This is a genomic window from Rheinheimera tilapiae (assembly GCF_042432165.1).
GTDB classification, from domain to species: domain Bacteria; phylum Pseudomonadota; class Gammaproteobacteria; order Enterobacterales; family Alteromonadaceae; genus Pararheinheimera; species Pararheinheimera tilapiae.
In genome coordinates this window covers 2,225,495-2,251,999 of the sequence record NZ_JBHLXP010000001.1, presented here as the reverse complement: position 1 = coordinate 2,251,999, position 26,505 = coordinate 2,225,495, and the positions used below count along the sequence as shown (strand labels likewise).

General features: G+C 43.7%; 16 protein-coding genes. All 16 read left to right on the top strand.

Features of this window, described 5'->3' with window-relative positions:
• Positions 1–285: 285 nt before the first annotated feature.
• The 16 genes from ACFFJP_RS09735 to ACFFJP_RS09660 all read left to right on the top strand — a co-directional run bounded on the left by ACFFJP_RS09735 (position 286) and on the right by ACFFJP_RS09660 (position 26,493).
• Positions 286–870, top strand: coding sequence for a hypothetical protein (locus ACFFJP_RS09735; protein ID WP_377242872.1), 585 nt, complete (start codon positions 286–288; stop codon positions 868–870).
• A gap of 222 nt (positions 871–1,092) precedes the next feature.
• Positions 1,093–2,595, top strand: coding sequence for a sigma-54 interaction domain-containing protein (locus ACFFJP_RS09730; RefSeq protein ID WP_377242871.1), 1,503 nt, complete (start codon positions 1,093–1,095; stop codon positions 2,593–2,595).
• A 66-nt stretch (positions 2,596–2,661) separates the two neighbouring features.
• Positions 2,662–6,090, top strand: coding sequence for a DEAD/DEAH box helicase family protein (locus tag ACFFJP_RS09725; RefSeq protein WP_377242869.1), 3,429 nt, complete (start codon positions 2,662–2,664; stop codon positions 6,088–6,090).
• 41 nt (positions 6,091–6,131) lie between these two features.
• Positions 6,132–7,673: a class I SAM-dependent DNA methyltransferase gene (locus ACFFJP_RS09720; protein ID WP_377242867.1), complete on the top strand. Its 1,542-nt coding sequence runs from the start codon at positions 6,132–6,134 to the stop codon at positions 7,671–7,673.
• Positions 7,670–8,872: a restriction endonuclease subunit S gene (locus ACFFJP_RS09715; protein WP_377242865.1), complete on the top strand. Its 1,203-nt coding sequence runs from the start codon at positions 7,670–7,672 to the stop codon at positions 8,870–8,872. Before ACFFJP_RS09720 ends, ACFFJP_RS09715 begins: the two co-directional genes overlap by 4 nt.
• Positions 8,873–8,894: 22 nt before the next feature.
• The gene (locus ACFFJP_RS09710) at positions 8,895–11,951 is read left to right on the top strand and encodes a DEAD/DEAH box helicase (RefSeq protein ID WP_377242863.1); all 3,057 of its coding nucleotides are present in this window, start codon (positions 8,895–8,897) and stop codon (positions 11,949–11,951) included.
• 113 nt (positions 11,952–12,064) lie between these two features.
• Positions 12,065–12,661: a hypothetical protein gene (locus ACFFJP_RS09705; protein ID WP_377242861.1), complete on the top strand. Its 597-nt coding sequence runs from the start codon at positions 12,065–12,067 to the stop codon at positions 12,659–12,661.
• Between the two features lie 9 nt (positions 12,662–12,670).
• The gene (locus ACFFJP_RS09700; protein WP_377242859.1) at positions 12,671–14,095 is read left to right on the top strand and encodes an AAA family ATPase; all 1,425 of its coding nucleotides are present in this window, start codon (positions 12,671–12,673) and stop codon (positions 14,093–14,095) included.
• Positions 14,095–14,997: a hypothetical protein gene (locus ACFFJP_RS09695; protein WP_377242857.1), complete on the top strand. Its 903-nt coding sequence runs from the start codon at positions 14,095–14,097 to the stop codon at positions 14,995–14,997. The genes ACFFJP_RS09700 and ACFFJP_RS09695 overlap by 1 nt, the downstream gene beginning before the upstream one ends.
• 94 nt (positions 14,998–15,091) lie before the next feature.
• On the top strand, positions 15,092–15,691 hold the full coding sequence (locus ACFFJP_RS09690) for a hypothetical protein (RefSeq protein WP_377242855.1): 600 nt from the start codon (positions 15,092–15,094) through the stop codon (positions 15,689–15,691).
• A 53-nt stretch (positions 15,692–15,744) separates the two neighbouring features.
• On the top strand, positions 15,745–18,645 hold the full coding sequence (locus ACFFJP_RS09685) for an ATP-dependent DNA helicase (protein ID WP_377242853.1): 2,901 nt from the start codon (positions 15,745–15,747) through the stop codon (positions 18,643–18,645).
• Positions 18,645–20,336 carry a DUF7017 domain-containing protein gene (locus ACFFJP_RS09680; protein ID WP_377242851.1) on the top strand — a complete coding sequence of 564 codons (1,692 nt, stop codon included), beginning with the start codon at positions 18,645–18,647 and terminating at the stop codon, positions 20,334–20,336. Before ACFFJP_RS09685 ends, ACFFJP_RS09680 begins: the two co-directional genes overlap by 1 nt.
• A 288-nt stretch (positions 20,337–20,624) precedes the next feature.
• A complete protein-coding gene (locus tag ACFFJP_RS09675; protein WP_377242849.1) occupies positions 20,625–21,716 on the top strand; it encodes a ComEC/Rec2 family competence protein in 1,092 nt (363 codons plus the stop codon).
• A gap of 2 nt (positions 21,717–21,718) precedes the next feature.
• Positions 21,719–22,366 carry a hypothetical protein gene (locus ACFFJP_RS09670; protein WP_377242847.1) on the top strand — a complete coding sequence of 216 codons (648 nt, stop codon included), beginning with the start codon at positions 21,719–21,721 and terminating at the stop codon, positions 22,364–22,366.
• A gap of 21 nt (positions 22,367–22,387) precedes the next feature.
• Positions 22,388–22,933, top strand: a complete 546-nt coding sequence (locus ACFFJP_RS09665; RefSeq protein WP_377242845.1) for a DUF7004 family protein — start codon at positions 22,388–22,390, stop codon at positions 22,931–22,933.
• A 14-nt stretch (positions 22,934–22,947) separates the two neighbouring features.
• The gene (locus ACFFJP_RS09660; protein ID WP_377242843.1) at positions 22,948–26,493 is read left to right on the top strand and encodes an STY4851/ECs_5259 family protein; all 3,546 of its coding nucleotides are present in this window, start codon (positions 22,948–22,950) and stop codon (positions 26,491–26,493) included.
• Positions 26,494–26,505: the final 12 nt, after the last annotated feature.

Genomic DNA, 26,505 nt, shown 5'->3' with positions numbered 1-26,505 from the left:
GAGTTTACCCAAGCTGATTTGTTTTCATAGCTATAAAATTTAAATGCTAAATGAAAAAAATAACCCTGTACGAGCGGTTCAAATGTTGCTTGTACGGGGATTCAGTCATGAAACAAGGTACTTAGTGAGCCCCCTCAACCGGTCAATATAATTGTTGTCAAGCGGTCATCCTAATTGTCGCCGAACACCGTTTTTACTTTCTGGCAAACACCAAATTCCGTTTTGTAGCGTCAATTTTTTTCTGTGTTTTCATCGGTGTGTTCATTCAACCAGAAGGGGAAACATATGAACATTCCAACGATGAAAGACGACACATTGTCGTTGTTTAACCTGAGCTATTTTAGTCACGATGAGGAAATGGAAAACTTCAGCAAACATATCTTTTTGGTGTTCAAAGGCGCGCGTACAGGCGTCATTGGCGGCAACGACCCGTTCGAGGACAGCATCATCGGTATCAGCCCAAAAGTTTTTACCCTCCTGATGCTTGCTCGTTTTAACATGTGTTTTCGCCCCGTGGCCAGCAACCCTGACGTTGGCGTTATGCTGGAAGTCCCGATGCCATTTGGATCGCTGGTTGTGTATAGCTCTAAACCCAAGTGTTGGACTGCTCCAACAGCGCCAACACAGCATCTTGGCTTTACCATGATGTTCAATCGTCACCACCAATCACTTGCTCATGCTGTGCGAGAATACTCGGGCTTGTTGGTGATACCTGAAGGTTCAAATGACCGCTTAGTTGTCGGAACCACTTTTCGTTTTAACGAGGATACGCACTTAGAGGACGTATGCGACAACGTATACAGGTTAGTCAATCAGTTGAGCGAGTTAGATGAAAAACTCACCTCATACACTTCAACATCAATGATGTAACACTGGGCGACTTCGCGATCCGCTATCTGTTTTTGCGGGTCGCATTTTTATTGTGCGATTTTATAGAAACTAAACTGATTGTTTGGACAAGGCTAAGCCGAAAGCACCGAAAGATTCGTTTGCTGTATGCCAACATGTTAGAAGAACGGGTTCAAAAATCGTGTAAAAATTTTAGCTTCAGGTAATATCTCTTACACCCAACTTGAGTGATGGACCCACCGAATGCACATTCTTCTTACTTGGCTTGGTACCAAAGATATCGACAACATGTCAGAGGGCAGACTTGCAGCGATAGCTTCTATAGCCGTGAAGTCAAAAATTCCATTTGATAAAATTGTCATCTTGGCGAACCAGAGGGAGGAAGTTTGGAGTGAATTTGAAAACTTCATTCAAAAGCGACTGGCAATCGCTGGAAGGCCAGCTGCCGAAGTCGCTGTGAAACAAGCTCATATCGAAAGCCCAATTGATTATCCAACCATTGCGCGGGAAACTGAAAAATGGATCGGGAAACTAAGCGATGAAGCGGACCAATTAACTATCAATCTGACGTCAGGCACACCAGCCATGACTGTCCTATCCGTGTTGGTTGGCAAGGGCAAAAGTAATGTAGATTTTGTCCAGGTGTCTCCAGATAACGAGCTAATTGCCGCAGATATTCCACTCGATTTTGGTCGTGAGTACATCCGTTCCGCTGCAAAGAACCAGGCCTCCGGCGCTGTGGCGAGCCCTAAACTTGCCGACGCGTTTTCATCCATTACTGCTCTCTCGTCCGAAATGCAGCAAGTTGTTACCAAAGCCAAACGTGTCGCTACCTCGGAAGTCCCAGCATTAATCCTCGGCGAAACCGGCACCGGTAAAGAGGAAATGGCTAAAGCCATTCATAAAGCCAGTCTCCGCGCTGATAAACCGATGAAAACCGTCAATTGCGGTGCTCTGGCGCCAACGCTGGTTGATTCGACTTTGTTCGGTCATAAAAAAGGAGCGTTTACTGGCGCCGATAAAGATTACCCCGGTCTGTTTGAACAAGCCGATGGCGGCACCTTGTTTCTCGATGAGGTCGGTGAGCTCAGCCTGGATATTCAAGTGAAGTTACTACGCGCCATTCAGCAGGGGGAGGTGACCCGCTTAGGCGACACTGAAACCAAAACGCTAGATGTCCGCGTGATTGCTGCAACCCATCAAAACCTGCCGCAACTGGTTGCTGAAGGTAAATTTCGGGAAGATTTGTTCTATCGGCTGGCGGTTGGCATTATTACGTTACCATCCCTAAAACAGAGACTGGCGGATATCCCAGCGATTGTGTCGCAGCTGATCGCGCAAATTAATAAGGCGGGTGCCAAGCATCCTGCTTATACAAGTAAAGAAATTTCCGAAGATGGAATAAAATTTATTTGTGAGCAGCCATGGCCCGGCAATATCCGCGAACTGTGGAGCTCCTTAAACCGAGCGTTTTTGTGGTCAGACAGTTCTGTTGTTAGCCGGCAGGAACTCTCTCAAGCGATGTTGGCAAGGCCAACTGTGACGGAAGATGTTTCGATTTCCTTAACATTTCACGACAAAGTAGATATAGTGCAACTCACTGATAATTTTCAGAAAAAGTATCTCGAAGCAGCGCTTAAAGCCAGTGGTAACGTGAAGAAACACGCGACCCAAATGCTTGGGTTAAAAGACCATCAAACGCTGACTAACTGGATGAAGCGTTTAGGAATAGCCACTGAAAAATAATGCTACCAGCAGCATAAAACTGCATTGGCACCAAAGTTGCCCATAGGGAAAAAGGAATACTGTGGAATGAAGCAATCGATGAATTTTGAGTTTTTACGAAAAAATTGGCCTGAACTCGCTGATTTTGGCGCTTATGCGGAAGAGTATGCGTTTAGTGACCCTCAAAGTGCATTGATTAAACTGCGCTCGTACGGCGAGTTTATGGTGAACTTCATTTACCACGCGCTGAATTTGCCATGCCTGCCAAAAGCCACTTTTCACGACAAGCTAGTCTGTACTGATTTTGAGCAGCTGGCAGGCGCTGCCATTCTCGACAAATTTCACGCCATCAAAACCCTAGGTAATAAAGCCGCGCACGAAAACAAAGGCACCGATAAAGATGCTGTGTTTGCGGTTAAACAGAGTTATCAGTTAGGCGCCTGGTTTTATTGCAGCTACCACCAAGCCAAAGCGGATGTGATCCCGCCTTTTATCGAATTCACCGCAGATGTGTCACCAACCCACAGCTTAAAGAAAAAGCTCGAACAAAAAGAAGAGCTATACCAACAAGCGATGGAAGAGCTGCAGCGCCAGCAACAAGCCAATGAAAAACTGCTGGCAGCCGCCAAACAAACAGTGGCAGTGCGCAATGAGCCGATGTTCGAAGCCTTTGCCACCAATAGCCAAACGGTTGCCAACACCTTAAACCTTAACGAAGCGGAAACGCGCAAATATCTGATTGATATGGAGCTGCGCGAGGTAGGTTGGGACGTTTCTGACAACAACACATCCACCGATGAAGTCGGTCAGGAAGTTGAAGTTAAGCACCAGCCTACTGAGACAGGTAAAGGTTATGTCGACTATGTACTGTGGGATGACGACGGCCTGCCGCTCGCGGTTGTTGAAGCTAAAAGAACCGCTAAAGACGCCCGGATCGGTAAAAAGCAGGCCAAAGATTACGCCGATGCGTTAGAAAAAGAATACGGCCAGCGCCCGGTGATGTTTTATACCAACGGCCATGACATCTACATTTGGGATGACGTGCAAGGTTACCCACCACGCAAAATCTATGGTTTTTATTCCAAAAGCTCGTTGCAGCATTTAGTGAAGTTTCAGCGCATTGAAAAGAAAAAGCTAACTGAGGTAGCGATAGATACCAATATTGCCGGCCGTCGTTATCAGTTGGAAACCATCTCTCGTGTGCACGAAACCTTTGAGCTAAAACGCCGCAAGGCTTTAGTCGTGCAAGCCACCGGTACCGGTAAAACCCGTGTTTCTATTGCCTTGGCAAAATCCTTAATGGACGCCAAATGGGTGAAGCGCATCCTGTTTTTATGTGACCGTAAAGAGCTGCGTAAACAAGCGGACAAAGCCTTTGTCGAGTTCTTGGGCGTCAAACCTTATGTGGTTGGCAAAAGCGATAAGAAATACCAGGACACCGCGCGAGTCTTTATCGCCACTTACCCAGGCATGATGGGCATTTATGAACGCTTTGATGTTGGTTACTTTGACCTGATTATCGCCGATGAATCGCACCGCTCGATATACAACGTGTTTGGTAACTTGTTTAAGTACTTCGACTGCTTGCAAGTAGGGCTAACCGCCACACCGGTAGAAATGGTGTCGCGCTCAACCTGTAATTTGTTTGATTGTGATTACAAAGACCCGACGGCCAACTATCCGCTGGAAAAAGCCATAGCAGAAGGTCATTTGGTGCCATTTGAAATTGTCACCATGACCACCAAATTTATGCGCGAAGGGATGAACCAGCGCTCTTTGTCTGACGAGCAAATTGCCGAGTTAGAAGCGCAGGGCGAAGATCCCAATGAATTTGAGTTTGAGTCGGCCGAAATCGACAAAGCGGTGCTTAACAAAGACACCAACCGCAAAGTGCTGCGTAACCTGATGCAAAACGGCATTAAAGATAAAGACAACCAGTTAATTGGCAAGTCGATTATCTTTGCCCGCCGCATCGACCACGCCCGTTTGCTTAAAGAACTGTTCGACGAAATGTACCCGGAGCTAAGTAGAAGTTTCTGTGAAGTTATCCACTCAAAGGAAGACCGCGCGGAAGCATTAATCGACCAATTTAAAATCACCGAAGAAGAAAAGGCCGCCGATCCGACGTTGCCAGACCCAATCACACTGGCTATTTCTGTCGATATGCTCGACACCGGCATTGATGTGCCAAGCGTCGTCAATTTGGTGTTCGCCAAGCCCGTGAAATCCAAAGTGAAGTTCTGGCAGATGATTGGTCGCGGCACACGCCTGTGCAAAGATTTATTCGGCAAAGGTAATGACAAAAGCCGTTTCCTGATTTTCGACCACTGGAATAACTTTGATTACTTCGAGTTTCATTACCAAGAAGTAGAGCCATCCAATGGCAAGTCGCTGGCGCAAAAACGCTTTGAGCTGCGCCTGCAACTTGCTGAAACGGCACTAAAAAAACTCGAACTGGCCGAGTTTGATACTGCCATCAAACTGCTGCAGCAAGACATCAAGTCACTTGATACCCGCAATATCAACGTGCGTGATCATTGGGCCAAAGTGGAGCAGTTATCAGATCTGAAACTGCTCAAACAATTTGCCAAACCCACAGTAGCCATGCTGGAAGCCAATATTGCGCCGTTAATGGATTGGTTGCCAATCAAAGGCCAAAGTAAGGCCTTCCGTTGGGATTGCCTGATCGCGCAAACCCAAATGGAACTGATTAAAAACCCGCAAGGCATCGGCGAGTTGCAGTTTGAAGTGCAAAGCGTGCTGGAGCGCTTGCCGAAAAACGTGGTGCAGGTACAGGCTAAGGCTGTGGAAATTAAATTTCTGATGAATAACGATAACTGGCCAAGCATCACATTCGCCCAGTTAGAACAGCACCGCTTAGCCTTGCGTGACATCATGTATTTGCTTGAAGGTGAAATTCAGCCGCCAAACCCCGGTCCCAAATACACCGATGTGAAAGAAGAAGACGCGCACACCGAGTACAAAACCCGGGCTGCCAATATCCACACGGTGGATTACAAAATTTATCAGCAAAAAGTCCAGGAAGCGCTTGAGCCCATCTTTAACACCAACCCGGTTATTCAAAAAATTCGTCAGGGCAAAGCGGTTACATTAGATGAAATTGCCCAGTTAAACGGTATCATTCACGCCAAGTATGCCGATTTGGATATTGAAACGCTGAAAACCTTCTATCCGGATACCAGCGAGCCACTCGATAAGCTGCTGCGCAGTATTGTCGGCATGGATGCCAGCTACATCGAACAAAGCTTTACCGCGCTGTTGCAAAAACACCGCATGCCGCCGCAGGCGCTGCGGGTGATTGATATGTTAATTGGCCATATTGCCCGCAGTGGCGGCATTAAAATGGCCGATTTAGATCAGGCGCCTTACAACACCATTTATGACGGCATTTTGGGCAGTTCAGAAGATGAAGTGTTTTCACTACTGAAAACGCTGGAGTTGCCAGTGCCGCTCAGCAAAGCCGATATGACGGCCAGACAACAAGCCGGGCTTTAAAACCTATTTAAACAACACGAAGATTTAAAGAAAGAGATTTTATGATCACTGGTAAATTAAAAAGCGATATCAACAAGTTATGGGAAGAGTTCTGGACCGGCGGTATCGCGAATCCACTGACAGTGATAGAACAAATCACCTTCCTGATGTACGCCCGCTTATTAGATTTACACGAACAGCGCGACGAAAAACGCGCCAAGCTGCGCGGCATTGCCTTTAAACGGCGCTTTAACGACGACCAGCAACATATTCGCTGGCACCGTTTTATCCACCAGGACAAAGACACCATGCTCAAGCTGGTGCGCGACGAAGTGTTCCCGCATTTTAAAAATGCCTCGGGCGAAGGTTCGTTATTTGCCGAGTTTATGAAAGACGCCCAGTGCATGATCCAAAAGCCTACGCTGATGGAATCGGCCGTTGAGATGATTGATAAGCTGCCGCTGGAAGACAGCGACACCAAAGGCGATTTGTACGAGTACCTGCTGAGCAAACTCACCACCGCCGGCATTAACGGCCAGTTCCGCACCCCGCGCCATATTATCCGCGCTATGGTTGAAATGCTCGACCCCACAGTCGAAGACCGTATTGTCGACCCAAGCTGCGGCACCGCCGGCTTTTTAACAGTGGCTTACGAATATTTGCTGGAAAAATACACCTCGCCCGAAGGCGTACATACCGAAACTGTGGTAGGCGACAACGGCGAGCCGCAGCAAGTCAAAATCTACAGTGGTGACTTGCTGGTGGAACACCGCGATTACGTCAACACTGATATGTTCCACGGTTTTGACTTCGACGCCACTATGCTACGCATTGCCGCCATGAACCTGGTGATGCACGGTGTGACTGAACCTGACGTGCATTATCAGGATACGTTGAGCGGCAGCTTTACAGAGCGTTTCCCCAATCAAAGTAAAGACGCTTATACCATGTGTATCGCCAATCCGCCGTTTAAAGGCTCTCTGGATGAAGAAGACGTCGACCCAGCCATTTTGCGCATGGTAAAAACCAAAAAAACCGAGCTGTTATTTGTGGCGCAAATTCTGCGCCTGCTAAAAAACGGTGGCAAAACCGCCATTATCGTGCCAGACGGCGTGTTGTTTGGTTCATCCAACGCCCACCAGCAACTGCGCCAGCACATTATTGAAAACAACGAGCTGCAAGCGGTGGTGTCGTTGCCATCGGGCGTATTTAAACCCTACGCTGGTGTGTCGACTGCGATTTTGTTTATCACCAAAGGCTCACGCACCGACCACGTTTGGTTTTACGACGTGCAAGCTGACGGCATGAGCCTGGATGACAAGCGCACGCCAATTAAAGACAACGACTTACCAGATTTGGTCGCTCAATTTAAAAAGCGTGATAAAGCCATTGCCGAAACCGCGCAAAACGATCGCAGCCAAAAAGCCTTTTGGGTCAGTAAAGCCGATATCGTCGGCAATAAATACGACCTATCGATTAACCGCTATAAACAAGTGGTGTACGCCGAACAGCAGTATGACGACCCGAAAGTGATCCTCAGTAAATTAGTCGCGCTGGAAAACGACATTCTGGCGGATTTAAAAGCGCTGGAGGAAATGCTGTGAGTTGGCCGATGGTGAAAATCGGGTCCTGTATTGAAAAAATTAAGTCATGGAACCCACTCAAATCTGCTGATACAGACTCGTTCTTATATATTGACTTGAGCTCTGTTGATAAGGACAAAAAAGAAATTGATCTGAGCTCAGTAGTTTCAATTTTGCCTAGCGACGCCCCAAGTCGTGCAAGGCAACTTGTAAAAGCTAACGATGTTCTCGTCTCAACTGTCAGACCTAATCTGAATGGTGTGGCGTTAGTAAGTGAGAGTTTCTGTGGTGCAACTGCATCAACAGGGTATTGCGTGCTTCGTGCTAATGCCCAGAAACTAGACAGTAGATTTTTATTTTATTGGGTTCAAACGCAGTCTTTCATCTCGGATATGGTTAAAAAGGCAACGGGGGCAAATTATCCAGCTGTTTCTGACAAAATTATTATGGATAGTGAAATCCCACTCCCACCACTAGCCGAGCAAAAACGGATTGCTGCGATACTGGACAAAGCCGACGCCATCCGCCGCAAACGCCAACAAGCCATCCAACTAGCCGACGACTTCCTCCGCGCCGTCTTCCTACAAATGTTCGGCGACCCAGTCACCAACCCAAAAGGGTGGGAGGTTAAGCCACTCGAATTTTTCATCAAAAATAAAAACGATTTAGTTGATGGGCCCTTTGGTTCTAGCATTAATACGCAAATCGACTATATCGAAGATGGAGAAATTCCTGTTATTAGAACAAAAAATGTTACTGCAGATGGTTTTTTTAATGCTGATGACTTGAAGTTTATGAGTCGAGAAAAGTATGAGTCAGTTATTAGAAGCCAAGTATTACCAGGGGACATAGTACTAACAAAGGTCGGGACCATAGGCAATGTATGCATTTTCCCAGCGACATTCCATGAAGCGGTTCTTTCTACTACAGGAAGTTGCAGAATTAGACTGGATTTGTCAAAAATAAACAAATTGTATTTCTATTTTTACCTGAAATTTTACAAGCCTAAGATGCTTGAAATTGCCTCAGCTGGAGTACAACCATTTTTAAACATGAAGCATATCAAGAGTTTTATGGTTCCCTTACCAAATCTCAAAATTCAGGAAGATTTTTTTGCTATTGCCGAAAAGAATATGAATCTAAAAGCTAAGTTAGCTAATCTAGCAAATAATGATCTTTTCGATGCATTAAGTGAAAAAGCCTTTTCTGGCCAGCTATAAAAGAAAGACAAGGATGTTGTAAATGAATATTTGTGGTTTTTCGATTAATGCCCAGCTTTGGCAAAGTTTAAGGTATTGCCAGCAAGAGAGCATACAAACGGCATTGAGTTATTTAAGAAAGCCTTTTGATGAGGCGTTGAAATCTTGCTTGATCAGTTTACCGACTGGTGCAGGAAAATCAGGAGTTATAAGCGTAGTTAGTCACAAAGCGACTCAAAAGAAAACGCTTGTTCTTTGTCACCGCCGAGCAGTATGCGATCAGCTGTTCACAGAAATTCGCGGTAAATTTTTTCGTGAGCGTGCGCCGGGTCAATCTATTAAATTAAAGAAAGTTTTTAGCAATATAGATGACACGTCTGCTAATGGTATTTATGTTTCTACATTTCAGAAACTGAGTACTTTCGATTCTGTTAAGTTAGCTGAACTCAAGAAAAACATCGATTTAATCATTATTGATGAAGGACATGCTGAACCATCACCCGTTTGGAGCACCTTGGTCAGAGATCTGGATGCGCACAAAATTGTCATTACAGCAACGCCTTACCGTAATGATCTCTTTCAATTCGATATCAGTGCTGATTATAGTTTTATTTATACCTTTGAAAAAGCTTTGGCAGATGGCGTTTTAAAAGAACCTACCTTCGAATCCGTCCAAGCCGATCAGCTGAGTAACAGCATTCGGATTTTTTTGAACGAACATCCGACCACAAAATGTATAATTAAGTGCAACAAATTTGAAGACGTCGAATTTTATTATGCCCAATTAAATGATGACTTTAACGTTCTTGCTATTCATGACCAATACGCCGGTGATCAGCGTGAAAACGCTAAGTCTTCAGTTCCTGCAAATCTAAAAGGCTCAAAGGTTGAAGTGATTATTCATCAGCGAAAGCTTGATGAAGGTGTGGACATCCCACAAGCCAAGTTATTGATTCTTACATACCCTGTTGGCAGTGGTAGAGAATTAGTGCAAACAATAGGGCGTGTTGTCAGGGTTTTTGGTGACATTGAGCCGAAAGTCATAGAGATCGCAAATGATGCAAATGAAAAAATGTGGCTTAATTACAGACTTTTTGATGCATCACTTAACAGCCAAGCAGCCGTAAAGAAGTTCATTGATTCATTAGATGCAAATAAACTGATAGAGCTATATCTGAACGCGTTCCCAGACGTTAGCTACTATGGTAATAGATTTTTAGCTAAATTCGATCTCAATTCATTTGAACCTGATGATTCGTTAATAATACCTACTGCTTCCATTTGCTTCTTAAAGACAATACCAGGTTTCACTGCCGAGCTTCTTTCCGATATGTTGTATTGGCGGTGCAATAACGGAGGCGAGTTAGCAAAAAATTTTGTTTCCTCTTCGGGTATTCATTCAGTCATTTCAATCGCATTTAACCGGTCAAAATTCTTAAGAAATCAGTTTTTATTTGAACCTTCATTGGAAGTGACGCTGTTCAAACTATTGTCTAACGGCGTGGTAGCTATATTCGATAGCCGTGGTAGGCGTTTTAATAATGACATCGATCTTGCGTTAGGTTCTGCTGTCTCGCAAGAAATTTTATTCAAAATATTGAACCTAGGAAAAAGCGCAAAGACAAGAGAGGCGAGTAGCAGATCTATAAGCACTGCGAATTTACGTCCTGAAAATATTGCAATTAAAGGGCGTAATTTAGATCAGGGTGCCGATCCGCAAATGAATGCTTCTTACAGATTGTCCACAGCAATTTTAGACACTTATGATGGAACGAATGCAAAATCAGGAAGCTTCTATATCGGTGTTGATTCAGGACGGATTTCTGACCAAAAAGAAAACTCCTTTAGCCTTAGCGAATTAAATGAATGGTTAGAAACAGTAGATAGTATTTTTAAAACGAGCGGGAACATGAGGAGCAACTTAATCGATTCTTTTGCAAAGCCTATCCCCGTAGATAAAAGTTTAAGCATTCAAAGTGTTGTTTTCGATTTTCCCTCACCAGTTCAATTAGAAATTGAAGGTAATCATTACAGTATCGATAATACTTTCCATTATCGGGGTTATAATAATGGTCTCTTACTTGTAGAGGGCGTGCCTGATTCTAAAGTTGAAATAAAACTAATTTCAGAAGAACCTTATATTGAAATTGTGACCGAAAAAGTTATCAAATATCTTGATGTTAATGGCTGTTACGTGCCCGATATACCCAGATTTTTAATGACTAAAATACATAAAATTTTACTTAATAAAGGTGTCGGATACTCGGATGGAAAATTTTATCAACTAACGCTACCTATAATAAATGAATTCGACTTTCAAACATCGAACTTAGCCAAAGTTGTTATTGCATTACCTGAGCTGCTAAATAAAGCTCTAGATGAGAAAGGTCTGATCAAGACAGGTCCGCTTAAAGGTGTCTACCAAGTTGTAAATCAAGAGTTTAGCCAGAGCTCGGTTTTTTATCTTTTAGATAAAATAAAATCTTACAGTCTTCCCAATCCTACATTAAAAGACTTAGGCCCTTTTGGACCTTTTGTACCGGGTGCTGATATTCTTTTAAACACGGATATGGGCACTGAACCCGCGGACTTTATTATTTCATCAGCAAGTAAGTTGATCTACGTTCATGTTAAATGTGGTGACTCATCTAAACCTCAGTCATCAGCAGGTGCTTTAGCCGAAGTTGGTTCTCAAGCAATTAAGAATATTGAAATGTTGCTTACTCACAATCAAATGTTAAAACCTGGGAATTGGAACCAATTATCATCTCCATGGCCGTCTAGTGTAGCTAAGTTGCAGATGTTTGAAAGGATTAGGTTGGCGGGTGGCACGAGATATACAGCTAGTTCTGATGCGGCTCGTGAAGCTAAGTTGGATGAGATCTGGGAAACAATTTCGCAAAGAAGACGCTCTAGTGCCGTAACCAAGGAAATATGGATAGTGGCGGCTAATAGTTTTTCGTTGAAAGACTTTTCGACACAATTAAAGGCAGGTTCTTTAGCTAGGAGTGAGACTTTGCAAGCTTATCAATTAATAAATAGTTGGATTTCAATTGCCAATAACAATGATGTTGATTTAAAAATATTCGTGTCTCCTTGATTATGAATGCTCAATTATCAATAAATGACAAATATCTACAAGCACTTAGTCAAACAACTGACTGGCTAACCGTCTCTGAGTGGGCTTGCAAGGTTGCCGAGGTTTACCCAGACTTGCTGGTTGCTGCCGACGCCCAAGCTGCCAAGCAGAAAAATGACACCACTGGTCTTCGCGAAATTGCCGCACGTTTAAGTTCTCGTTTATCCAGCGGTGGTTTTGGTGCCTCGGTCGAAGTTGATGCCAGCGAGCGGCCGAAAAAAGTGCGTTTTTTATCGGCCGTTGAGCAAAAAGAACATGAAGCGCAAGAGGTGGAAGAAGACTTAGCACCACTTCGCCGTATCGATATCATTAAACGCGACAGTGAACAGCTGAGTGTGGCCGAGCAATATCGTGTCGACGAGTTTGAAGCCATCAGCCGCCAACTGAAAACTTACTTTGGGCTGGATTTTGAAGTAGACCATGCTTCGGCTTTACTGAACCCCAAAACACCAGGCAAACACCACCCAGATAATTTGCAACTGCTGCTCAAGACCCACAACGGCAAAAAGAACGCCAGCAACTGGCCACGTTTTAGCTTCGCCGAGCAAAAGCAATACATTGAAGCCGCCATTACTTTGCAAAGCCTGGTCGCTGCTCGGATGAATGTGGAGGTTGTCAGCAGCGTGAAAGATTCGCTGCTGCAACGGCTTGAAGCGGTTTATGGCGGATAAGGAACCTGCATGAAACTAGAATCTATTACCGTTCAAAACTTCAAAGGCATCCGCCGTAAGGCTGTAATACCTCTGGCGCCTGTCACCATGTTGTTTGGTGCGAATAGCTCTGGCAAAAGCAGTATCTTGCATGCATTTTTCTACTTATATGAGTTGTTGGTTAACAAAAACGCCGACCCAGAATATTCCACCATAACGGGTGAACATATCTATTTGGGTGGTTTTTCCGAGCTGGTGAATGGCAAGGACCTATCGAAAACTATCACGTTGGGCGTTACTTTTAGCCTTGATCCCAAAATGGATTTTTATAACACCTTCATGACTGATTCCGACTCGAATGTGTGTGAGGGTTATATTTCTAACGTAAGTGCACCGGTTATGCACTACGCGATTGAGATGGATATTGGCTATAGCGAGTTTGAGAACAGAGCTTTCGTTAAGCAAAGCCGTGTCTCGATAAACCATCAGTTATTCTGTTCTCTAAGCGCGGCGGCAGGGAAAAAGTCAGTCACAATTGAGGTTTTACAAGATTTAGCGCTATTTGTCATAGGTGATAGGGATGACGACGAATTCCCCCCATTTTTAGATGTCGGTCCTTTTGAATTGAATCTTCCGTATAAAGCTTTGTTGAATGTCGACGAACGGGTTGGGTTGGAAGATGCCCCACTTGAATGGGATCTTATATGTTCCGAAAAGCCGCTAGCCGGTCGGATCATTACTGAATGCGCTTTTGCGGATACCGTCTTGGCACCATTACGTCATTTCAGCAAAAGACTACAGCAGCTTATTCATATCGGCCCGCTGCGCGTCATTCCAAATCGAAGCTTTGTGGCAAAAAGATCGCCAGATAAACCACGTTGGTTTAACGGTGAGGCAGGATGGGACGCCTTTGCTTTTGGCAGTTCAGTGCTGCAGCAGGAAGTGAATGATTGGTACAAAAATCACTTTAATTGCCCTTATCAGTTTTTAAAGTCACCGTCTGGCTACGGCGTAGCGCTCGCGGATTCAAACAGTGCAATGCCGTTGTTGCCATCACAGGTGGGCGCAGGTGTATCACAAATTTTTCCATTTGTTGTTGCCGCGGTTAAACCAGATGTAGGCATGATCAGCATCGAACAGCCAGAGCTTCACTTGCATCCGGCTTGGCAAGTGGAGCTTGCGGATTTAATGCTCACTCAAACCAATCAGTACAGTGCAGATAAGCTATTCCTGGTTGAGACGCATAGCGAGCACATGGTGTTACGTTTGTTAAAGCGTATTCGAGAGAGTCAGGATGCCAGCCTGCCACTTGATAGCAAGCTGGCCCAGATTATTTTCTGTGAGGTTTTTGACGGAGAGACTCGCATTAGGCCTATTGGAATCACCTCTGATGGTGATTTCGACACCGCATGGCCCAATGGCTTTTTTGAAGAACGGGGCAAGGAGTTGTTCTGATGCTGTTTGCAGAATTTGCGGTAAATCCGGAACAGGTCAATTCGCTCGATAATTTGGCGCAACTCAAATCTAGCTTTGACTTCAGCCGGGGCACATTGATTTCTGCTTTCCCCAAAAATTGGCTTGCTCTACTTGATCAGCGTATTGCCGGCAATTTAAGCCAGATTCAAAAGCAGCGAATGGTCGCTTTGTTAACAACCATTAGAGATCGTGCTGTCGTTAAATCAGGGCGAGATTATGCTGGTGATAATTGGGTTCAGGCCGCCCATGCAATCAACGACCAAAAACCGTTTTACAGTATTGTCGGAAGTGATACGAATGCTCCGCCACGACATCTGCCATCGCTGGAGCAGCTTGAGTTAATAGACTTTGAAAGTTTCGGCTCTATTGATGTTCCACGCAATGCCCTAGCTCTTATTCAACCTGTGGCGCCTCTTTTATCAGCATCATCAAGAATCCGTTTGGTTGACCCTTACGCGTGCCCCACTAAACCTAGTGTTACAGCAGTATTGCGATCACTATTTGGCGTGATTGGCACTAAGCAATGTGTAGTTGAAATTTACAGTAAGGAAGCAGCTGTTAGAGATTTGGTTGAGGCACATTTTCAACAACTTACCAGGCTATTACCCGACAACATCCGTTTGATCTGGTCTGTCCTAAATGACGGCGGTACTGGCCAGTTGCATCAGCGATTATTGTTTACTGAAAGAGGCGGTGTCATTTTTGACCGGGGATTTATTGAGCCTTCAGTTCACGAACAGCGTCTTGTTAGTACAAATCTGCGAACAATGAATAGAGCACAAGTAGATAATGCAACTCGAGATTACAACGATGCTCAACCATTCGTGCCGTGTGTTTCCAAACTCAGTTCTACTGATCCTGCCTACTTAACTGAAGACTAAGATAATATTACAACTCTGTGCTACAAATTTTCTGACCAAATGGCTTAAAGCTGATTTACCGCGCTTACCAGTCGAGCCAGGCAAGCAAGTAGGCGTGAACACGGTCACAAGTGGCAGCACGCAAATGTGTTGGCAGCTTCATATTATCGACAACAGTTATGGTTCGCTGCATAAAACCCTGATAGCTGTCGAAGCCAGTAGCCGGTTTACCGTGTTTTTTCCCGTAGTATTGAAGTTAACGGTAGATGAGCTTTCAGCGCGTCTAACAATGGAATGGCAGTGGGTGCTTGCTGAAAGTTTGCGAGTACTTGAATACATGCCACGTAGTGATATCGCGTTGCTGTTAGACAGACTAAGTCAGCTGAACTTTGACGTTGCCTGGGTGAAAAACACTGACTTAAGTATCAATGGTCACATTAGTGACGCAGGGCTGTGGGTCACTCAGACTTTAGAGCAAACCAGGCGGGAAGAACTAACGCCTGAGGTAGCCCTAGAGTTAGCCATTTATCTCAATGGCCAGCCAAAACGCATCAACAAAGGCAAAGATAAGGTGATACCGGTAGAGTCGCTGCTGACATATTGCCAGTTACTTATCTCATCAAAGCAAACGGCCCAACAATCTGAGGCAGAACCAGCAGAATCAAATCAGCAGCTATTAGCGCCAATTAATTCAATCGTGTATCTTAAACGTTGATATGAAAATAGGTCCAAACAAGGCCCTCAACAGTTGTTTTTCAGGGAAAGAAGATGGTCTCGAATTTCGATTTTTTGCAACACAACTTCACTGATTTATACAATTTCTCCCGAGGCGCAGAGCAGTATGTCGAGCGAGATCCGCAAGCATGCTTGGTGAAATTGCGTTGTTTTTCTGAACAATTAGTTGATCATCTCTACCATGAGCTAGGGATTAACCTAGAGTCTAAAGACGACTTTTACCAACGACTTACAAATCCCCAATTTGAAAAGTTAGTCGAAAAAGGCATTCTCCTAAAACTTAATGCATTACGTATTAATGGGAATAAAGCTGCTCATGGTAAAAAAATCAGTCGTAGCGACGCGAAATGGTTGCTCAAAGAGGCTTACCTGGTATCCAAGTGGTTTGCATGTACATATTTTCCTGAGATGGCGAGGGAGATACCGGACTATCAAGAGCCGCAAACAAACTCCGAAGCGGTTATGCCGATTGAGTCTAAAACGTCTTCTGTTGAACTTGAAGCAGCCCAATTAGAATTAAGAATATTGCAAGAAAAACATGTAAAGGCTTTAGCCGATATCAATCGCCTTGCCAATTCAGTTCAAAATTTAGAAGCGCTACAAGCGCAATTTGCTTTAGCAAATAATGCCGCGGCACAACAGTTTGATCTAGAAACATCTACAACCATCGCTCATTTATCTTTGGTTGATGCTTATAGTGATTTTGAGCTGAATGAAGATCAGCTTGCCCTAGTGCAGTCTCTGGAACAGTTTTTACGTGAACCCAAACCACAAGTTTTTCTACTCAAAGGCTACGCAGGAACAGGGAAAACTTTTATTACGAAGGGTCTTACCGAATATCTTCGCACTATCGGCAGACACTACACTTTGATGGCTCCAACCGGAAAAGCTGCAAGAGTTATCGCACAAAAAACGGGGAGTCCAGCATCTACAATTCATCGTACCATTTATTCATTTAAGGACATTCGCGAGTTTAAAGAGCCGGGTGTGGATGGTTCTGAAACATTCAAATACTATTCACTTCTGCGCGCTAACGAGAATCCAGATAATTCCGTCTATATTTCCGACGAATCTTCAATGATTTCAGATACGTATCAAGAAAACGAGTTTTTTAGGTTTGGTACGGGTTATTTGCTCACTGACATGATGAAATTCATTAACCTTGATCATAATGACCACTGCAAAAAATTAATTGTGATTGGCGATTCTGCCCAATTACCGCCGGTTGGAATGGCAACGTCACCAGCACTGGATGCTGATTATTTGAAACAACGCTTTAATGTCGACTGCATGAGTTATGAGCTTACAACAGTTGTAAGGCAACAGGCCGACTCTGGCGTTATGGCGAATGCAATCATGCTCCGTGAAACGATGGCAACAGGTGTGTTTAACCAACTGGATTTTAAGTTGCAATTCCCGGACATTAAAAATATCAAACCAGAAGAACTAGTTCCGGCTTTTCTCAATGCTTGTAAATACAAATCAGTAAGTAATGATGCGATTATCGTTAGTGGTTCTAATGCTGATGTGAAGCATTATAACGATCGAATTAGGGAAGAGTTTTTTCCAAACAGCCCTTCCTTACAGCCTAGAGATAAGCTAATAGTTGTGAAAAATGTCGAGATATTTGGACATTTAATTACAAATGGTGAGTTTATTTATGTCCGCAGTTGCGATCCCCAACCAGAATTAAGGTCTATCCCGCTAAAATCAAAAAACAATGGCGGCCTGCTTGAAACCAGAATAGTTCCTTTATTATTTCGTGGTGTTGAATTTTCGTTAAGAACAGAAAGCGATACCGTAATCTCGCTGCAATGCAAGATTATTGAAACTTTGCTTAATTCTGAAGATGGTACTTTAAATTCTGATCAACAAAAAGCTCTGTATGTTGATTTTAAGATGCGGAATTCTTATCTTCGTGAAGGCTCGAAGGAGTTCAAAGATGCCTTAATGTCTGATCCATATTTTAATGCGCTGCGCGCAAAATATGGTTATGCCATAACTGTGCACAAGGCCCAGGGTAGTGAATGGCGGCACGTGTTTGTAAAATGCAAGGCCCCACAATTTTCGACACTCAGTCAAGCGTACTTCCGATGGTTGTATACTGCAATTACTCGTACTAAAGAAACGTTATATGTGCTTGATGAACCTCATATTTTGATAGGCTCAGGCATCAAAAAAGCATCTCAAAAAGACTTTGGCTGGATTGGTCAATCTGAATCAATTGCACACGCTATGACTCATGAGTCGGCAACAGCATCGAACTCAATGCCATTGATGAATTCTTTAAACCAACAGGCGGAAATTTCTTTAGATACTGCTTTTGTGGCAGTGATGGAACCACAGTCTGATATCACAGAAAAACAAGCAACAGACTTTGGTATTCCTTCTGGTGAGTTGTTTCTGGTTACCTTATTCCAACAAATTCAAAAAATTTTGCTGAATGTTGGTGCAGAGGTGCTGTGGATTGATCATAAACAGTATCAGGAACGCTATCTGATTAAGTTCCAGCAAACTGAGTTAACCATCAATGTGCATTACTCTGGAAAAAATAAGGTTACAAAGATACAGAGCGCACAGCTCACCGAAGCGAGCTCCCAGATTAGTTCAATGCTTAATGTACTTGTTGACCGACCTCTTGCTGTGAACATCCAATGCGATCAGAACCCTATTGAATTGCCCGAGCCATTCTTGGAAATTTTCCATCAGCGCATAGAGGCGAGCTGTGCCGGACAATCATTTAGAGTTTTGACCGTAAAAGCACGTGACTATTGCCAAGAATATACCTTTGTAAGAGCAGAAGAATTAGCAACTTTTAGTATTTTCTATAACAGCAAAAAACAAATTAAAAGCTATGCCAGTGTAACTTCTAAAACTAATTCGCCCGCTTTAAGTAAAGACGTAGAAGCGATGTTCGCATCGGAGATTAAATAATGAGTGTTTCGACCAAGGATGTGTTTGCACTTAGAAAGGCGGGCGAATTAGAGCAGGCTTTTGCTATGGCGAAACATCTTTTAGATGAAAACCCAAACGATGAATGGAACCAACGTGCAGCAGCTTGGTGTTTGATTGATCTGATAAAAAAAAGTGCGCAGCACAATACCCCAGATCAAACCAGTCAATATTTAAATACGTTGAATTCGATCGGCCTTCCTAACGATGAAATACTGCTTAAATCAGTTGCAGCGGTGAAAACGCTCGGGTCGGCTGCTGCACCAATAGTGGAGCAGGCTATCGTTGCCAGTAAAGCAAAGGACCACGAAAAGGCCTTATCTTTGTATCTGGAAGCACTTCGTTTATGTCCTGATGACCACGGAATTAAGCAAAAAATCGGGTGGGAACAGTACCGCGTTGCAAGTATTAAACTTAAAGAAGAAAAGCCAGAAACTCAGGCAGTTAAAAAATTATTAAATAGCTACCTCAATTTACAGCTTGAGAGGCCATCTCTTTTGCATTCGTCTATGCTGCGAATTGCTGTGTCGATAGCTAAAGAAGATAACTTCAATTTAGTGGCGTTTTTGCGGATCTGGGGGATTGAAAATCTACAGGCGCAGGATTTCCAGCCTTATCACCAAGATGCAACTGGTAAAGTCTCACCTTCGTTAGCCGAAAAATTACTGTTAAAAGTGTTTAAACAAGCAATACAACAGGGCGACGCAAACTTTATCTCTCAAACGTTACCGGTGTTAGAAAAAGCCATAACAACTTCAGTCGATCCTATTTGGTTAACATACTACAAAGCAAAAGCGTTGTTATTGCTGGGTTATGCTGATGATGCTTTCAAATTTATAGTCGCTATTGCTGGCAAAAAGATGTCAGAGTATTGGATATGGGAGCTGTTAGGTGATATCAAACAACAGTTGCAAGACGATTCAGCAATGGATTTTTACGGCAAAGCGCTGGCACTTAAACCTGATGAGCTTTATGTAGCAAAGCTGCGATTGAAATTAGCTCATTGGTTTCTGTTTAAGAGTAATTTATCAGCTGCTAAATGTGAGCTGGAACAGATCAAACGTACTGCCGAAAATCTTGGTCATAACATTAGCCCTGAAGCACTGCAGCTTATGCAGCAACAGTGGTTTGAAGAAACAAATGCATCCAAAACTAACGTAGCCTTTTATTCCGATGCCGCTGGCCGTGCTGAGGCAGTCCTTTATAGGGATCATCCGACATTTATTGGTGTTGTCGCTGAAAGCTTTGCTATTAAAGACAAGCCCAATAAAAAGAAATATCGAATAATCTTTAAAATGAGTAGTTCAGGGAATCCATATGAGACCTCTGTCAGTGAGCAAAAGTTAAAAGCCTTAAACTTAGGCACTGGTGATGTTATTGCAATAAAAGGCGAAATGCCTCAGGACGGTGGCAAGTTTATGGTATTAAGCATTGCACGTGCGTCAGTTACTGCAGATCCATCTCTGGTAAAAAATTTTGAAGAAATATGCAGTGTTTCTGATGCTGGTCTGGGGTTTACTTCCTCAAGTATCTTTATCGATGCGAATACAGTCAAACATCACAATATACAAAAAGGCAATCAAGTATCTGGAGTTGCGATAAAAAGTTACGATAAGAAAAAAGACAAATGGGGCTGGAAGGCACTGAAAATAAATTCCGTAACGCCCTCTTAATTAACCTTAAAAAAGGGAGTTCGATATTAGTTTGGTTCAAATGCTGTAAGACCTCACCCGAATCTACCGCCATCCTAGTTCTTTTTATTGATTACCTTACGTTGAGATTACTCCGGAAGGTAATACCGAACATAGTGGTATTAATAATTATATTTCGGTAATTAGTTTTACTTTTATAATGGCTTTGGATGATGAATTTCTAGCTATCTACATGATTCATATCGCTTATATCTGATGGCATGCCTCGTGAATTATCTCCTGTGACCAACATTTCATAGGAGATACAAAATGGGTTACGAAGTAGATTTTTTAGGTGTAGGCAGCGAGTCTAAAAGTGGCGATGCCATTGCCATTCGGTTTGGCAATTTGCATGGCCGCCGAGACGAGCAAACAGTAGTGGTGATTGATGGCGGTTTTAGCGATACCGGTATTGAATTGGTTGAGCATATCCGCACGCACTTTGGTACTGATACCGTTGACCTTGTCATCAGTTCCCATCCGGATCAAGACCACATCAATGGTCTTGAGGCGTTATTAAATGAGCTCGATGTCAAAGAGCTGTGGTTGCATCAGCCATGGCAGCATAACCAAAACTTAGCCGATGAGTTTGCTGATGGCCGTTTAACCGATTCAAGCCTTGGCGAGCGTTTAAAACAAAACTTAGAGCGGGCCTGGTCGCTGGCTAAACTGGCGAACCGCAAAGGTATAGTGCTCAAAGAGCCATTCACTGGGCTGACTGATAAATCGGGGGCAGTCAAAGTGTTGGGCCCCAGCCAGTCTTATTATGAAGCATTGATCCCTGATTTTGATGGTATGCCTGCCCGAGCAGACAAGGGGGCAGTTTCCAATGAGAGTTGGCTGACATCAGCGTTGCGAAAAGTCACAGAATTTTTTGCAAACTGGGGCGAAGACCATATTTCAGACGACGGTCAAACGTCGTCAAAAAACAACTCGAGCGTGATCACCCAGCTGATTGTCGATGGCAAGCGCCTGGTGTTCACTGCGGATGCCGGTATTCAGGCTTTAGCACATGCTGCAGACCAAATAGATGGCTGTCAGTCAGGTGCCGAGTTGAAGCTGATTCAAATTCCACATCATGGTAGCAAACGCAATATTGGGCCAACGGTATTAAACCGTTTGATTGGTGAGCCCGTGCCGCATGGTGAGCAGCGTTCAGTCATGGCTATAGCGTCTACTGCCAAAGCCGGCGAACCAAAGCACCCAAGAAAGGCGGTGTTGAATGCTTTTAATCATCGCGGAGCCCGGGTTTTGGTCACTCGTGGTCAAGGCATTATGCACTATCACAATTCGCCTGGACGGGCAGGTTGGTCGTCATTAACTCCTGAGCCATACCACTTCTCTTACGAGGAGGAGGTATAACCATGGCTTGGATTTCTCTTAAAACTCAGAATTTGCCAACGCTTGCTTTAGTGGTGATTGCCCAGGTATCGATTGCATACGCATTGTCGAACCCGGGTTTCGATTGGTCGTCAATTGAAGTATTTTCGCCAGATACGGTGGTGGTGAGTCTGATCGTGTTGGTGGCAGCGCTGTTTAGCAGCCTGCTACCAGCGTCAGTTAAGCATCAGTTGGTCTTTTTGCGACGAAAAAACGCATTACCCGGCCACCGATTCCTGCAACTCGCCGAACATGACCAGCGCATCGACTTGCTCAGACTGAAACAGCAGATCCTGCCTTTGGTCCAGCTAAACGTAACGGAAGAGCAACAAAACCGTGTGTGGTACCAGAATATCTACCATCCTCACCAAAATGCACCTCTGGTAAAGAGCGCGCATAAAGCGTTTTTGCAGTGGCGAGACAGTATGGTGGTATCGATGTTCATCGCGCTACTGCTGGCGGTCGGTGTCCAAACCGTTCCGGCGGTAGCTGTGGCGTTCAGTCCTCTTTCGTTTTTAGTGTCGTTGTTCTTTGTGCTGGCGACCGGTTGTGCAGCACACCACAACGGCAAACGAATGGTCACAAATGCAGTCGTTTTGTGGCTGCTTAAGCCTAGTGCGTGTCAGCAGTAGTAGAGGGGGGAGGAACGAGTTATGGCATTTGTCGTCACGCAACGTTTTGCTGAACAATCGTCGGAGATTGCAACACTGCTTGATGGAACGCAATTAGTCTTTTCTCAAGGCAAGTTCGATTTTTGGTGCATTTACCACATTCGTAATGGTTTTGCGCATGCATTGCGTGATGAAGAGGTCTTTAGTTTGATGCAGAAGTATACCGGCAGCATTCAGCGATTTTGGTTATATAAGGACTTTTTGACTGTGTTCAAATTAGTGACAACTGACATAAATTGTGGTGTAGTCAATTACATAACTAACATCGCGATGCAGTATGAAACGCCGCGTGAGGTGCAGTTTATTCTGATGTTTCTTTACGCCGGTATGGTGGCAGAGGAAAACAAAGATAAGGCCATTCTAAAAAAATACATCAAGCGACTTGGAGTTCATCAGGTCTTGGTCGAGTTGATGCCGCCAAAAATGGCAGCGAATTACTCGCGGCGGAAGAAGTGGCAGGAATTACAACTTGAGTGTGAGGTGAGGGGCTTCTATAGCCAAGACATTACATTAAAGTTAAGTGCTTAAAAGGATTTAAAAAAATGGCTGTGGTAGAACAACTTAAACTGTGGACGGCATCGGTTCTTCAGAGCAGGCAACACGTGCCTTTTGGTAGCCCTTTGTGGGCTTACAAAATCACAGACAGTGAGCTTGAAGATCTCCAAACAGTTTTACAACGTTTGTTTTCAACGACCAATACTAACTTACTTTTCAATAAGCATCTGAGCGTCTTATCACGGCCACTTGTTCTTTATATCGCAACTTGGCTTCAGCGGAAAACTAAATCTCGTCCTACTTGGGAACCTGTTACGGATAGCATCTGCTTAGATTACAACACCAGTAGCCGCGCCCTTATACTTGACTGTATTAGAGCAGGTCTAAAAGAATTCGGCATAAAAATACACCACACTCAGAATTATAGATACCTTGATACTTTGTATTGCCATGGAGGTTTTCCTCGAGCGGATTTACTTGGCATCTCTCATTCACACCTAATGGGGTATTTTGAAGATGTACTTAATAATTATGCAACGTTCGTCCACTCGCTCACAGTTGATGAAATCGCTGAGAGCAAATTGTCCAGCTTACCTGAAACCTTACAGCAGAAGTCTTTTTCTAAACTAGCTTCATCGCTAATTAGTTACCTTTTCGAACTTAGAGATAGTTTTCATCTTTACGAGACGTCTGATCCTCTCGCATTTTTGGACATGAAGAATCCAAATTGGCGAAATAACTTACCGTTTTTAGTTATTGATGAAGAAGCTAGCAGGTTGATAAACACACTGCTAAAGAAAACTAGCAAAGTAGTTAGACGTTCACAGAACCCAGTCAGACTAAAGCGTTATCTCCGACAAAACGCCGACGAATTCAATTTGTTTAGTGAGGTGCATGTAAACCATACAATTCATCCCGAAGACCTAAATAAGGTTCTTGGAGTAAATTCACTTCCAAACTTTTTTGAATTAATCACTATTACCGGAGACGGCCACAGATCCAGAGCGGCCAGTTTTAGTTATAAAACTGGTGCTGCGCCAAGATGGATAGTTTCAGAGATCGTACGTCCCATAGTTGGCGCGTTGGCTGCAGGCGAGCTCAAGTATCAGCTATATTCTGATGGAGAACTTATTGGGAGCAATACTTATCGCCACGGCGAGTCGTTTGACGATCGTGCTCCTTGGATTTTTGACGCTGACGAACAAAAATTTAATTATTTAGGCCATGGTAGTTTTCGTGACAGATTAGCATCAGTGCTTGTTGTGAGTAACTGCGAACCGGCGAAATGCAGTCCATCCTCTCAAGTTAGACTATTGGGTAAAGTCAGCTTCTGTGAACGTAGCGTCTACAAAATATCCGGCCATGTAAAAATACCATCAACTTTTGGCCATTTTCATATTCGAACCGATGCTAGCCAACTGAATCTAGACTGCGTAAATGTCAAAGGGAAAAAGTTGGTAGATGTTATATCCGATAAACCGGTATACATTGGTAAACCAAATCTAGTAATTGATGAATCAAAGCCTGGTGCATCCTTAAATAAAGAAGAATATTTTTGGGTGAGCACCAATGGTACGAGGATTCCCTATTTTAGTAATACGGTTACTTCGGGAACAGGTGCTGTTGTTAGGGTCCTTGAAGGCGAAATTGTTTGGGTGCATGAATGCGTCTATCTTCACGATGAGTTTTTGGCAGAACTAATTCACAATGGAAAAGGGGAGTTTGAAGTAAAATTCCGGGGTTTGGAAAATGCCCATGTTGGTTTAGTTCCTGGTCAAAGTGCAATTTTGACCGCTGAGCCCGAACTCATAGCGGGCTTTAAGTTTTGTGATATCAGATTAACTGATCTTCTAGTTGACAGTGTTGAATTCAGTATCTCCTGGTCAGATACCCCTGATAATACAATAAGACTCAGATTGCCCATTGCACTTAATGCGGTATCTTTGCTGACAAAGACGGGGGATGTTTATAGAGAATGTGACCTAGGATGTCTGACAGCTGACGATCTCATTGACTGTACTTTCAAGTTTCAACCAGACACATCTGAAACCCGGGTTAAAGTTGATCTCCTCGCCGATGACAAAGTTGTCATGTCAGTTTCTCAAGAAATGAATCTTTCCGCGTCTGGTACAAGTAAAACTCTTCCTGCGAGAGCTGTTGCTAACTTAGTGCGTCGACTTTTCCGCAATGGTTCAACTCCGGAACATGTTGTCAGGTTATCGTTCTTTGCTAAAAACGAAATTCTGGAGAACCGCATACCTCTAGTGTATAGATTTAAGTATCTACCAAAAATTCGCGGCCAATTCGTTTACTTTCCTAAAACTCTTCTATTGATAAAGCATCTTGACCAGTTGAAGTTAAAGTTGACACCAATTTGGGATCTTAACCGGGACACTCCAGATTTAGAATTTCTGGTTGAGGATGGAGATTTTGTAAAAGCAAAGCTACCAGAGATTGATGAATATGGCGGATGGTTACTGTGGGGGCCCGGACAAACAAACTTTAAACCGACATTGATTGAATTTGACGTTCCGGTTGTACGCAAGAAAATAGATAACTTAGGTGCGTTCGGACAGGCTCTAAAGTCAGCACTTCAGTGTTCTCAAGGCATCACGGATTTTAATGAACCTCTAAAACAAGACTCGATACAGTATGCGATTAAGTATCTAAAGCAAGAGGGTAACAAGCGTACTATTAACTTCTCATCACTCGATCGTATTCTAGAAAAAATGGAAAACGATATAGATCATGAAGGTTGGTCATATTTAAATGATCTGATAGACCTCGTAGAAGATATCGAGCCTGCAAATTTTCATGCACTCAAGCGACTGTTATCGCGCCCTTCTTGCTTAACCTTAATGCTTCTTAGAGATACCTCCAGATTCCACAAGGTGTGGGAGTTGGCCGATTATTTGCCGTTTGAGTGGACTCTCATACCGATATCGGCGTGGATCAAAGCTATTGATAAAATTAAACAAAAAAATGCCCCATTATTGGAACTGATAAAAAAAACAGATCCAAATTTATATGCCGAAGTAGAGCGCGGTCTATTTAGTAATCTGACTGCAAAAGGACCCTATTTTAATACATTGGTCGATATCGCATTAGTCAATTTTACTCCAAGTAAAAGAATCTGGGTGGATACAAGAGACTCTAAAGGCACTGTTTCTTCTGTTGGAAATCAATTCTTGATTGCTAGAAGCAAATTGTTTAAGCGTCATCAAAACCATTTGATGAGTATTTCACAGTCTAAGAAAAGAGACCTTGAGTTAATCGAATGCTTGGATAGTTGCTGGCCTGTATCTTCGTTGCCGATCGATCTTCGAGGCTTTTTCATGTCAATGGGAGCAGGTGAACAAAGTGAAGTGGAAAAGCGAGCATACAAGCTTACGATTGAATTACCCGTAAAAGTGGCTTTTTATAACTTGGATGTATTCCTCCAACCTCTTCCGACCTGGGCATTTCACGCGCTGAGTTTCTCTTTGAGTCAACTGCAACAGTTCGACAGAGAATGGTTGCAGGAGGCTATGTCATTAGCCACAGGGGCGGCATATTCAGCTTTTTGTAACTCAGAATTTACAGTGGTCGGTTAAGCCCGGAGATAG

Bases quoted from the DNA above. Each gene is read 5' to 3' on its own strand.
- ACFFJP_RS09730 (WP_377242871.1), top strand. From the start codon at position 1,093: ATGCACATTCTTCTTACTTGGCTTGGTACCAAAGATATCGACAACATG.
- ACFFJP_RS09725 (WP_377242869.1), top strand. From the start codon at position 2,662: ATGAAGCAATCGATGAATTTTGAGTTTTTACGAAAAAATTGGCCTGAA.
- ACFFJP_RS09665 (WP_377242845.1), top strand. From the start codon at position 22,388: ATGGCATTTGTCGTCACGCAACGTTTTGCTGAACAATCGTCGGAGATT.
- ACFFJP_RS09660 (WP_377242843.1), top strand. From the start codon at position 22,948: ATGGCTGTGGTAGAACAACTTAAACTGTGGACGGCATCGGTTCTTCAG.
- ACFFJP_RS09680 (WP_377242851.1), top strand. From the start codon at position 18,645: ATGAGTGTTTCGACCAAGGATGTGTTTGCACTTAGAAAGGCGGGCGAA.
- ACFFJP_RS09675 (WP_377242849.1), top strand. From the start codon at position 20,625: ATGGGTTACGAAGTAGATTTTTTAGGTGTAGGCAGCGAGTCTAAAAGT.
- ACFFJP_RS09700 (WP_377242859.1), top strand. From the start codon at position 12,671: ATGAAACTAGAATCTATTACCGTTCAAAACTTCAAAGGCATCCGCCGT.
- ACFFJP_RS09670 (WP_377242847.1), top strand. From the start codon at position 21,719: ATGGCTTGGATTTCTCTTAAAACTCAGAATTTGCCAACGCTTGCTTTA.
- ACFFJP_RS09685 (WP_377242853.1), top strand. From the start codon at position 15,745: ATGGTCTCGAATTTCGATTTTTTGCAACACAACTTCACTGATTTATAC.
- ACFFJP_RS09735 (WP_377242872.1), top strand. From the start codon at position 286: ATGAACATTCCAACGATGAAAGACGACACATTGTCGTTGTTTAACCTG.
- ACFFJP_RS09695 (WP_377242857.1), top strand. From the start codon at position 14,095: ATGCTGTTTGCAGAATTTGCGGTAAATCCGGAACAGGTCAATTCGCTC.
- ACFFJP_RS09710 (WP_377242863.1), top strand. From the start codon at position 8,895: ATGAATATTTGTGGTTTTTCGATTAATGCCCAGCTTTGGCAAAGTTTA.
- ACFFJP_RS09720 (WP_377242867.1), top strand. From the start codon at position 6,132: ATGATCACTGGTAAATTAAAAAGCGATATCAACAAGTTATGGGAAGAG.